Consider the following 11,761-nt stretch of genomic DNA (forward strand, 5'->3'; position numbering starts at 1 on the left):
ATGCAAGATTCATTACAGAATGAAGATTGGGATATTGAAATTTATCCAAAATCTAAATTATTAGACCTTAATTTAAAGGAGGTATGGAGGTACCGTGATCTATTAAAACAGTTTGTGCGTCGTGACTTTGTCTCGGTGTATAAGCAAACGGTTTTTGGGCCTTTGTGGTTTTTTGTTCAACCCATATTAACTACTATAATGTTTATGGTAGTGTTTGGAGGAATTGCTAAAATGAGTACAGATGGTATGCCTCAAGCGGTGTTTTATTTATCAGGAATAGTTCTTTGGAATTATTTTTCTACCGCATTCTCTGGTACATCTAATACTTTTGCTAGTAATGCAGGGGTCTTTGGTAAGGTGTATTTTCCAAGATTAATCACGCCAGTCAGTATTGTAGTGTCTAAATTATTGACATTTGCTGTACAATTTACCTTATTTATTGTAGTTTATTTGTATTATTTGTTTTTTGTAGAAACTAACATTCTACCTAATTCGTTAATTTTACTAACTCCTGTTTTAATTTTAATGACTGCCGGTTTGGCGTTAGGCTTAGGTTTGATAATTACATCATTAACCACTAAATATCGGGATTTTAAATTTCTTTTAGGGTTTATAATTCAATTAGGAATGTATGCTACCCCAATAATCTACCCTGCAAATACTATAACAGACCCGAAAATTAAGTTAGCGATTATGGCTAATCCTATGAGTTCTATAATTGAAACGTTTAGATTTGCTTATTTAGGAGTCGGAAACTTTAGTTGGGTTGGTTTGTTTTATAGTTTTGGTTTTATGGTTGTAGTTCTGATTACTGGAGTAATTACATATAATAGAGTCGAAAAAAAGTTTATGGATACTGTATAATCTTGATAACAAAAAAAAGAAATAAATGAAACCAGCAATAAAAGTAGAAAATTTAAGTAAGCAATATCGATTGGGTACTGTAGGTACAGGTAGTTTTGCCCATGATATGAACCGTTGGTGGCATACGGTAAGAGGTAAAGAAAATCCATACTTAAAAATTGGAGAAACTAATGATAGAACAACTAAAGGAAATTCAGAATATGTTTGGGCATTGGAAAATATCAATTTTGAGGTGCCTAAAGGTGAAGTTTTAGGGATTATTGGTAAGAATGGAGCAGGAAAATCTACTTTACTTAAGTTACTTAGTCGTGTTACTGCACCAACAACAGGAAGTATTAAAGCGCGTGGTCGTATAGCTTCTTTACTAGAAGTTGGGACTGGATTTCACCCGGAACTAACAGGAAGGGAGAATGTGTTCCTTAATGGAGCTATTATGGGTATGACTAAGAAAGAAATACAATCAAAATTTGATGAGATTGTAGATTTTGCAGGTTGTGAACGGTACATTGATACACCTGTAAAGCGATATTCTTCAGGTATGTACGTAAGGTTAGCATTTGCTGTTGCTGCCCATTTAGAACCAGAAATTTTAATTGTTGATGAAGTTTTGGCTGTAGGAGACGTTGAGTTTCAAAAAAAAGCCATCGGAAAAATGAAAGAAGTTTCTGAAGGCGGGGGGAGAACTGTGCTATTTGTAAGCCATAACATGGCTAGTATTGAGCAATTATGTGATAGCTGTGTCTTGTTAGAAAACGGAACAGTTAAAGCTGTAGATACAACCAATAAGATTATTGAAATGTATATATCTGGTAACCTCAAAAAAAGTGAAATTACTTTACAAGATAGAAAAGACAGAAAAGGTGACCAGAAAATAAAAATTGAAAAGGTAAGTTTTTATAATAGTGATAATTTAAAAATTGACTCAATACTTACAGGGCAAGAGTTAAGAATAAGGTTAGACTATAAAGCTATAGATAAGTTTGATCTTAATAAAGTTAAGGTTTCAATAGGAGTAAGAAATAAAAAAGGAGAAGTATTATTTAATTGCCCTAGTAATATATTTAATTATGAAAATGAGTTAGATTTAAACGGTAGCCTAGATTTACTAATACCTAAATTTCCTTTATTAGAAGGTGTTTATACCTATACTATATTTATAGAAGTTGATAAAGTGGTCTCTGATTGGATTCAAGAAGCCGGTAATTTTACTGTTGTAGGAGGTGATTTTTATGGAACGGGTAAATTACCTACTAGTGGTAATCAAAGTATGCTTGTAGATTATACATGGGAAACAAAATCATAAACTGTTTTTTCAATATTAATTTAGAAGAGTCTTTATTTAAGTTTATAAATAATAGTTTACAGTTTTAAAAATATGTTTGAAAATTTAAAAGCAATATTTGTTAAAAAAATTCATAATAGGATAAAACAAATAGAAAAAAAAGAAAGCGTAGAACTTAAAAAACAACTACAATTAGATTATGAAATACGTTTACAAAGTGTGGGATATGGCTTTAAATTAAATGGCGATAAGTTTTTTATATCGGAAGCTAATAAAGTTATTGTAGGAAATAATGTACATATAGATGACAATTCTTATTTTTCTACCAAAGGAGGTTTGGTAATAGGAGATAATACTCATATTTCTAGAAATGTAACAATATACACTCATAATCATGATTACAATGGCACGGCTTTACCTTATGACTTAAATAATTCTTTTCGTCCAGTTATAATAGGTAAAAATGTTTGGATAGGGATGAATGTTTCTATTGCACCAGGTGTAAGCATTGGGGATGGTGCCATAATAGGAATTGGGGCTGTTGTAAATAGAGATATCAATGAGGGGGAAATAGTAGTTGCTCCTCAGGTAATATCAATTAAAAATAGAGATAGAGCGCACTATAAAAAATTAATCTTAGAAAATAAATATGGAGGAATTAATGGAGAACTTTTATCTAAAGAAGAAGTAAGTTTATTTAGTAAATCTTATCAAGAAAATAGAAATAAAGAAATTGTTTTTGTGTTAGGTACAGGAAGATCGGGGTCTACATCTATAGTTGATATTTTAAATCAGCACCCTAATTGTATAGCTTCACATGAAAATATTCTTCAACTTGTAAGATTAAGTACAGATTATGCTTGTAATTTTACAGGTAAAGAATCTATTTTGAATGAATTAAATAAAATTTTTGAAACTAAATCCTGGCCAGGAAACGGTACAGAATTAATAGTTCATTCAGATCAAAGACTTTGGAATTTTATAGGTTTTTTGAATGATTATTTTCCGAATGCTAAATTTATACACTTAGTGAGAGAACCAATTCCAACAATAACTTCAATGGTTTCTAGAAACTGGTATATTAATAATGAATATTTTGAGTATAATCGTTTAGACTGGGCTAAATATAGACTTTCAGGATTCGCTTGTGGTGATGTTTCAGAGATAGAATGGAATACTATGTCTGCTTTACAAAAATGTTGCTGGTATTATGTGTTTATTAATTCACAAATAAAAAAACAATTAGATAGTTTAGAAAGCTCTAAATCTTTAAAAATTAACTTAGAATCTATAGATTATAAACTAATGTCTGATTTCTTAAATTTTGATAATTTCGAGTTTAAAAGTGTGGTTAGTAATAAAATTAGATCAGTAGATAAAGATAAATTAAAATCGCTTCAAGAAAGTGATATTAAAAAGGAGATAGAAATAGAACTTAATAAATATAATATAGATTTTTTATAGTTTAATATGAATACAGCTCCAATAATATTATTTGTTTATAACAGACCAGATCATGCTTTTAAAACACTCCAAGCCTTATCTAAAAATGAACTTGCTAACGAGTCTACTTTAATTATTTATGCAGATGGTCCAAATAAAGATGCTACATTAGAAGAGCAAAATTTAATAAAAGAAACCAGGGCTGTTTTAAAAAAGGAACAATGGTGTAAAAATGTTACCATTATTGAGTCTCAATTAAATAAAGGATTAGCAGAATCTATAATTAATGGAGTAACAGAAACTGTTGAGAAATATGGTAAGGTTATTGTTTTAGAAGACGATATAGTAACATCTTCAGGTTTTTTAAAGTTTATGAACAATGCACTAGATTTTTATAAAGATAATAATAAAGTTATGCATGTTTCTGGTTTTATGTACCCACATAAAGATGTTTTACCAGAAACTTTTTGTTTTAATGTACCTCTATGTTGGGGTTGGGCGACATGGGATAGAGCTTGGAAATATTTTGAAAAAGATACAGATGTATTATTAGATTATGCCATTAAAGATGATAATTGGAACTTGATAAATAAATTTGGAGGTGATGTTTTAGGGGCTCAATTAAAATTAAACAAGTTAGGCAAAATAAAAACTTGGTTTATTAAATGGCATGTAAGTGTACTAATGCAAAATGGGTATACCGTTTATCCTGGTGTTTCTTTAGTTGAAAATATTGGTTTTGATAATTCAGGAGAAAACAACCCAACAACAACTAAATTTAAGCAAAATAGCTTATCAGATTCCGTAAGTGTAAAACAAATACCTTTAGAAGAAAACTTAAAAGCAGAAAAAATTATTATTGATTTCTATAAAAATCTATGGAAACCTAACAAGACAAAAAAAGAGCATTCTAAATTTAAAGCTCGAGTAAAAAATAAAATTAAGGTAATACTTAGAAAAACAATTTTAATAATTTTTCCTGAATTACTTAATAATAAATCTCATCGTCCTTCTTCAAAAAACATGAATACTTATTTTGGTAATCATACTAAATTAGATGAGCCATATAATTTATTGAATGTATTAGTTGGTAATTATACTTATTTATCTAAAAATTGCCATATTAATAATACTGTAATAGGAAAATTTTGTTCTATAGGCCCAAATTTAATTAGTGGTTGGGGAATGCATCCTACAAATGGAATATCCACTCACCCTATGTTTTATTCTATAAATAAACAAAATGGGATGACCCTGTCTGCAACTAATAAGTTTAAAGAAATGGAGAGTATTAAAATTGGAAACGATGTTTTTATTGGTGCCAATGTTATTATACTCAACGGAGTAGACATAGGAGATGGTGCTGTTATAGGAGCAGGTAGTGTTGTTAGTAAAAATATTCCTCCTTATGCTATAGCTGTAGGCGCTCCAATAAAAATTTTAAAATATAGATTCTCAGAAGATAAAATAAAGAGTTTATTAGCACTTAAGTGGTGGGATTATAATGAATCTGAACTTCAAGATGTGGAAAAATATTTTTTTGATGTCGAAAAATTAATTAATAAATCAAAATTATAATTTAAGCTTTACTTTTTTATAAATTATTTCATTTTATGGTAAACACTCCTTTTTTTTCCATTATTATTCCAACATATAATTCTTCTGAAGTTTTAGAAGTTGCTATAAACTCTATAATTAAACAGGATTTTATAAATTATGAAATTGTAATTATAGATGGAGGCTCTAATGATGGTACGCTTGATATAATTAAAAGTTATGCTTTAAAATACCCAAATTCTATTAAATATATATCTGAAAAAGACAAAGGTATTTACGATGCTATGAATAAAGGTATTGATTTTGCTCAGGGTGAATGGTTATTCTTTTTAGGTTCAGATGATTATTTTTATTCAGAAACTGTCTTTCAAGATCTATACGATTTTATAGATAAAAATCCATGTGAAGTTGTTTATGGGGATATAAGTGGAGTTGCTTTTAATGGACGTAGATCTGCAGATTTTTCACTTACAGATTTAATTAATAGGAATCTATGTCATCAAGGTATATTTTTTAATAAACACGTGTTTTCAAAAGTGGGAGTCTTTGATTTAAAATATAAAGCACATGCAGATTGGGACCATAATATGCGTTGGTTTTTTAATCCGGAAATTAAGAAAAAGTATATACCTTTAATTATATCAGAATACGCAGATGGTGGTTTTAGCTCTGTAAATGGAGATACTGTTTTTGATAAAGATAGAGATTTTAAGATTATTGAATATGGATGGAAAAGTTTACCTCCAGAACATGTTTTAGCTAGAGCATCTCGTGTTTTTTCCGATTCATCGTTTAAAATATCAAAAAGATTTTTTGCCTTTAAATGTTGGTTTTTTGTTCAAATTAGAAAAAGATTATAGGTATATATGAGTACAAAAGAAAACCCTTTAGTTTCAATATGTATTCCTACTTATAATGGTGAAACATATTTAGAAGAAGCATTACTTTCGGCTATTAAACAGTCTTATAAAAATATAGAAATCATTATTTCAGATGATAATTCTAAAGATAAAACATTAGAAATTGTTAATTTAATAAAGTTAAAAACAGATGTTCCTATTCATGTTTTTAATCATGATCCTAATGGTATTGGTGCAAACTGGAATTATTCGGTAACAAAAGCCAATGGTAAGTATATTAAATTTTTATTTCAAGACGATTTATTAGAAAAAACATGCATAGAAGATTTATTACAACCGTTTTTAATTAATAAAAACATGGGTATTTCTTTTTGTAGACGTAAAATTTTAATGGAATCTGTAGATGCATCTAATCTAGAATGGATTAAAAACCTTAAAGAGTTACATATTCATTGGAAAGACCTTAATCCACAACAAAAAGGAAAAGCGTTATTAAAAGATGAAAATTTTTTAGCTCATCCCAAAAATAAAGTAGGAGAACCAACTGCAGTATTATTAAAGAAAGAAGTATTTGATAAAATAGGATATTTTAGAACAGATTTAAAACAGTCTTTAGATTATGAATATTGGTATCGTGTTTTTAAAAAATATGATGTAGGTTTTGTAGATAAAGAATTAATTAGTTTTAGATTGCATGAAAATCAAGCGACTGTTAAAAATAGTAACAATAAAATTAAGGATTATACATTATATCCTGTATTGATTTACAAACATTTTTTCTGGTATCTTCATCCCTCTTTAAGGAAAGAACTGTTTTTTAGATATAACAGAATAGGTAAATTATTAAAAAAGAACATAAAATAAATGTATAAAGTTTACGTCATAATAGTTACCTATAACGGAGCCAAATGGATAGATAAATGTTTTGGTTCTTTAGAAAAATCTACTCAGCAATTACATACTATCGTGATAGATAATGGATCTACAGATAATACACCTGATATTATAAGAAAGCACTATCCAGAAGTAGAAGTTATAGAACCTAATGAAAATTTAGGTTTTGGCCGCGCAAATAATATAGGTTTAAAACGCGTATTAGAGGATCAGGCAGATTTTGCTTTTTTATTAAATCAAGATGCTTGGGTTAATGAAGATACTGTAGAAAAGTTAATAGATTTTTCTGTTAAAAATACAGATTATGGCATATTAAGTCCAATTCACCTTAATGGAGATGGATCTAAAATCGATCCTAAATTTGGTGCAGCTTTACTTAGACATAATAATCAATTTTTAAATGATTTATATTTCGATAAAAAACAACTATGCTACGACACAAAGTATGTAAATGCTGCAATTTGGCTATTGCCACTTAAAACTTTAGAAGATATAGGTGGTTTTAATGATGATTACTTTATGTATGGTGAAGATAGCGACTATATTATGAGAGTTCTTTATCACAAAAAGAAAATAGGTGTATTATCAAACTGCCATGGTTATCATGCCAGAGATAATCATCATTATAAAAAATTATTATTTTTTAAAAATTTAAAATTTCAAACAGAAGAGTGGTATCATTGGAGTTATGAGCAATACACAATGTTGAATAAAAATGCGTTGCAAGGACTTTGGGCGGCTATCTACAAGGTAAATATTAACAATGTTAAAAAAATATACTTGAAAGATTTGTCTGGTTTTATAGGTAGTAATTTAGGCTTTATTAAATTTTTATTTAAAATAAGAACTGCTACTAATGTGAAGAGAATAATGGCTAAAGATTCTAGAAGACAATTTATTGAAAACTAAATTTATACCTGTTTAAATTATGTTGAAAATAAAAGAAATATTTAAAACGTTAATTCCATCTCCATTCAAGGAATATCTTTTGGAATATAATAGAAGAAGGTTCTGTATCAAATTATATAAAGAAAAGGAACAAAATAATCCTGGCAATTATTATTCTTATTTTGTTTTCGATTATTATAAATGTATTTTTATTCATTTACCGAAAAGCGCGGGAATTGCAGTAAACCTTGCATTATTCGGTAATTATGGTGGTGGGCATCGTAGTTTAAGGTTTTATGAAAAAAAATACCCAAAGAGAACAATTGATGAGTATTATAAATGTACAATTGTGCGGAATCCGTGGGATCGTTTATTTTCGGCATATAATTTTTTAAAAAAAGGAGGGTTTAGTGTAGCCGATAAAGAATGGGCCGAAAAGCATTTAATTGATTTTGTTTCATTTGAAGATTTCGTCTTGAACTGGGTTAATAAGGAAAATATTTATAAAGGAGTACATTTTATACCTCAATATGATTTTTTAATAAATTCTGAAGGTAAAGTAAATATGGATTTTATTGGCCGATTCGAGGATATGGAGAATTCATTTCGCGTGATTTCAGAGCATATTAATGGTAATTCCGTTTTAGAAAAACATAACGTTACGGACAATAAATCACCATATTATAATTTTTATACTGAGAAGATGATTGAGATTGTTGAGGATGTGTATGAGAAAGATATTAAGGAATTTAATTATAAATTTAAACCTTGAGAAATAAAGCAATAAATTTTAAAGTAACCATTTTAATGCCTGTATATAATGGAGAAGCTTATTTAAACGAAGCGATAGATTCTATTTTGGCGCAAACATATACTAATTTCAATCTTTTAATTATAAATGATGGTTCTAAAGATAATACGCAAGCTATCATAGAGTCTTACTCAGATTCAAGAATAATTAGTATAGAGCAAGAGAATATGGGAGTCTCAAGAAGTCTTAACAAAGGTCTTAGCATGATTGATACACCTTATGTTAGGCGTCATGACGCCGATGATATGTCTGAACCCTGGATGTTAGAATGGCAGGTTAATTTTTTAGAAAAGAACCCAGATGTTGCAGCTGTGTCTACACGTTGTAATTTTATGACTGAAAACAGTAAAGTTTCAGAATTACATTTACAACCGAAAGATCATATTTTTGAAGGAAAAGAATTAATTTATGCTCAACGAAAACATTTCGAACCATTTTGCCCTGTAGTTCATGGCACGGTGTTATGTCGGACTTCTGTCTTTAATGAGTTTGAAGGGTATAGAACTGAGTTTTTAACTAGTGAAGATAATGATTTATGGCTAAGAATTACCCAGAAGTACAAATTTGCTATTTTAAATAAATCACCTTATAAATTACGATTAAATCCAGGTTCGGCAACTCAGATGCATAAGTCGAGTACACGATTTTTTAGGAATCTAGCATTAGAATATGCAGACGAAAGAATAAAAAAAGGGAGTGATCCTCTTATGCGAGGTGAGCAAATTGGAAACATTGAATATGAAAGAGGTTTGGATAATTTTAAAGCCATTTCAAATAAAGGTATGTTGTACCCGTCAAATCATTTAAGTTTTCTTTATAAAGTTGCTGTGGCAGCTAGAGATTATAAATTAGTTTCATATTTAATTAAGGAAAGTTTAAAAGTTGGTTGGCGTTTACCACAAACATGGAGAGGTATACTTTTTCCTATTTTGGGTGAGCAAAATATTAAACGTGCTATTTCATTAAAACAAAAACTAAAAAAATAATATTTAGTGGTTTCAATTATTATCCCAAATTATAATAGAGCAAATTATCTTAGAGACACATTGCAGTCTATCTTAAATCAAACTTCTGATTCTTGGGAGGCTTTGGTGGTTGATGACGGAAGTACAGATAATTCTAAGCAGGTTGTCGATGAATTTCATAATCAAAATTCTAAAATAATTTGGATTGATAGAATTCATCATCTTAAAGGCGCATCAGTATGTAGAAATATTGGTGTAGAACATGCAAAAGGAAATTTTGTTATTTTCCTTGATTCAGATGATTTATTGGCACCTAACTGTATAGCACAAAGACTTAAAATTATGGAATCACATCCAAATTTAGATTTTACAGTTTTTCAAATGCAGTTTTTTAAAGAGCATCCCGGAGATGATTCACGGATTTGGAATTTAGATACAGGAGAGGATGTTCTACAGCGTTTTTTAAATTTAGATGCTGTTTGGCAAACAACTGGTCCTATTTGGAAAATTGATGCTTTAAAAGCTATAGGATTATTTGAACCCAAATTACAATGTTGGCAGGATATAGATCTTCATTTAAAGGCGTTAACTTTTCCATTAACTTTTAAGTTGTTTTATGACTTGCCAATTGATTGTTGGTATAGAAAAGATTCAGCACATTCAATTAGTCAATCTAATACAAATTCATTAGTTAAGTTAGAAAGCAAAAGGATTCTTTTAGAATGGGTGAAAGCACAACCTAAATTAGAAACTTATGATCATTTGGTTATGGTTATTCATGTGCTTGTTAGTGGGATTCAAGGAATGCAATTCAATTTTTTTATGAATTTTTACAATCAAATTAAATCAGTACTACCCAAAAAAATAAAATGCAATATTATTCTGATGGCATTAATAAGATTTAGTAGGAGTATTAAATTAAAATTTATGCAATCTAAATACAATCAACTTAAAATGAGTGTAGTGTCTAATAATAGTGCAATAGGAAAATATCATGTGTAAAACGAAGTCTATAAATATTTCTATCGTTGTCCCTGTTAAAAATGGTATGGATACCTTGGAGAGATTTATTAAAGGAATCCAAGTACAATCTATACTAAAAGATATTGAGGTTGTTATTATTGATTCAGGAAGTAATGATGGTTCGTTAGAATACTTAGAAGCTTTCGAGTTCGTTAAAGTGATTTCTATAGATCCTAAAACATTTAACCATGGGGCTACGAGAAATTTTGCAATAACTCAATGTCAAGGAGAGTTTGTATTTATGACAGTTCAGGATGCTTGGACTACAGATGAACATTTATTAAAAAGGATGTTAACTCACTTTGACGATATTGAGGTTATGGGTGTTTGTGGACAACAAATTGTACCAAAAAGGGATGATACAAATCCACATGAATGGTTTAGGCCCTATTCTAAACCTAAACCTAAAGTTATACAGTTTAAAGATTCTGAAGAATTTATAAATTTGGGTGAAAAGGAGCAATTTAAATACTGTGGTTGGGATGATGTTATTGCCATGTATAGAAAAACGGCTTTACAGCAATTACCATTCGAAACTGTTGCTTTTGGAGAAGATATGCTTTGGGCAAAAGCAGCGTTAATAAAAGGCTATAGAATAGTTTACGATTATAGAAATCGAGTTAATCATTACCATCATGAATATCCGGATTTTGTGTATAAACGTACTTTTATTGTGTTATATTTTATTTATAAATCATTTGGTTTTGTAAGAGATTTAAGTGTTCCAAAATCAGAATTTTTAAAAATAATATATAGAAATTTGAAGTATAAAGTGAATCTAAAATGGATTATATTTAATTGGAAAGCAAGAGATGCAAGACACTCTGCTTTTATAGATTTTAATAAGGCACTAAAAGTTAGTGAAGAAAATTTAGATAAAGTTTACAGTAAAGTTTGTTCTAATGTCCCACAAGGTAAAAGTTATAAAAAAATAATTAATACAAAATTCAAGTTATTAAAACTATGAATAAACAACCAATATTAGTAACTGGAATAGATAGATCTGGGGCTACTTGGATCGGTAATACTATTGGGTATTCATCAAAGAGTAAGTGTATTTATGAGTCTTTTAACATTATAATTAATTATAGAAAAGCAAACCAAAAATTAGCAGAAGCAATTGAAAATAATAATATTGATTTATTAGGGGCTGTATTATCTTTAAATACGATGA

12 protein-coding genes are annotated in these 11,761 nt (G+C 29.0%); all 12 read left to right on the plus strand.

Features of this window, described 5'->3' with window-relative positions:
- The gene (locus AST99_RS15150; protein ID WP_057783147.1) at nucleotides 1-864 is read left to right on the plus strand and encodes an ABC transporter permease; all 864 of its coding nucleotides are present in this window, start codon (nucleotides 1-3) and stop codon (nucleotides 862-864) included.
- A 25-nt stretch (nucleotides 865-889) separates the two neighbouring features.
- Nucleotides 890-2,167 (plus strand): ABC transporter ATP-binding protein, encoded by a 1,278-nt coding sequence (locus AST99_RS15155; protein ID WP_057783148.1) that lies wholly within the window; start codon nucleotides 890-892, stop codon nucleotides 2,165-2,167.
- Between the two features lie 72 nt (nucleotides 2,168-2,239).
- Nucleotides 2,240-3,610, plus strand: a complete 1,371-nt coding sequence (locus tag AST99_RS15160; protein WP_057783150.1) for a sulfotransferase — start codon at nucleotides 2,240-2,242, stop codon at nucleotides 3,608-3,610.
- Between the two features lie 6 nt (nucleotides 3,611-3,616).
- On the plus strand, nucleotides 3,617-5,167 hold the full coding sequence (locus AST99_RS18915) for a DapH/DapD/GlmU-related protein (protein ID WP_232301633.1): 1,551 nt from the start codon (nucleotides 3,617-3,619) through the stop codon (nucleotides 5,165-5,167).
- Nucleotides 5,168-5,202: 35 nt separating this feature from the next.
- A complete protein-coding gene (locus AST99_RS15170) occupies nucleotides 5,203-6,006 on the plus strand; it encodes a glycosyltransferase family 2 protein (RefSeq protein ID WP_057783152.1) in 804 nt (267 codons plus the stop codon).
- A gap of 6 nt (nucleotides 6,007-6,012) precedes the next feature.
- Nucleotides 6,013-6,870 (plus strand): glycosyltransferase family 2 protein, encoded by an 858-nt coding sequence (locus tag AST99_RS15175; RefSeq protein ID WP_057783153.1) that lies wholly within the window; start codon nucleotides 6,013-6,015, stop codon nucleotides 6,868-6,870.
- Nucleotides 6,871-7,809: a glycosyltransferase family 2 protein gene (locus AST99_RS15180; RefSeq protein ID WP_057783155.1), complete on the plus strand. Its 939-nt coding sequence runs from the start codon at nucleotides 6,871-6,873 to the stop codon at nucleotides 7,807-7,809.
- Between the two features lie 19 nt (nucleotides 7,810-7,828).
- On the plus strand, nucleotides 7,829-8,560 hold the full coding sequence (locus AST99_RS15185; RefSeq protein ID WP_083495708.1) for a sulfotransferase family 2 domain-containing protein: 732 nt from the start codon (nucleotides 7,829-7,831) through the stop codon (nucleotides 8,558-8,560).
- A complete protein-coding gene (locus AST99_RS15190) occupies nucleotides 8,557-9,585 on the plus strand; it encodes a glycosyltransferase family A protein (protein WP_057783157.1) in 1,029 nt (342 codons plus the stop codon). Before AST99_RS15185 ends, AST99_RS15190 begins: the two co-directional genes overlap by 4 nt.
- Nucleotides 9,586-9,591: 6 nt before the next feature.
- On the plus strand, nucleotides 9,592-10,566 hold the full coding sequence (locus AST99_RS15195; RefSeq protein WP_057783159.1) for a glycosyltransferase family 2 protein: 975 nt from the start codon (nucleotides 9,592-9,594) through the stop codon (nucleotides 10,564-10,566).
- Nucleotides 10,559-11,554, plus strand: a complete 996-nt coding sequence (locus AST99_RS15200; protein WP_057783162.1) for a glycosyltransferase family 2 protein — start codon at nucleotides 10,559-10,561, stop codon at nucleotides 11,552-11,554. Before AST99_RS15195 ends, AST99_RS15200 begins: the two co-directional genes overlap by 8 nt.
- Nucleotides 11,551-11,761: hypothetical protein (locus AST99_RS15205; protein ID WP_157486421.1), on the plus strand; the 211-nt coding region annotated here is incomplete at its 3' end. The genes AST99_RS15200 and AST99_RS15205, both read left to right, overlap by 4 nt.

It is taken from the genome of Formosa algae, from assembly GCF_001439665.1.
Classification (GTDB): Bacteria; Bacteroidota; Bacteroidia; order Flavobacteriales; family Flavobacteriaceae; genus Formosa; species Formosa algae.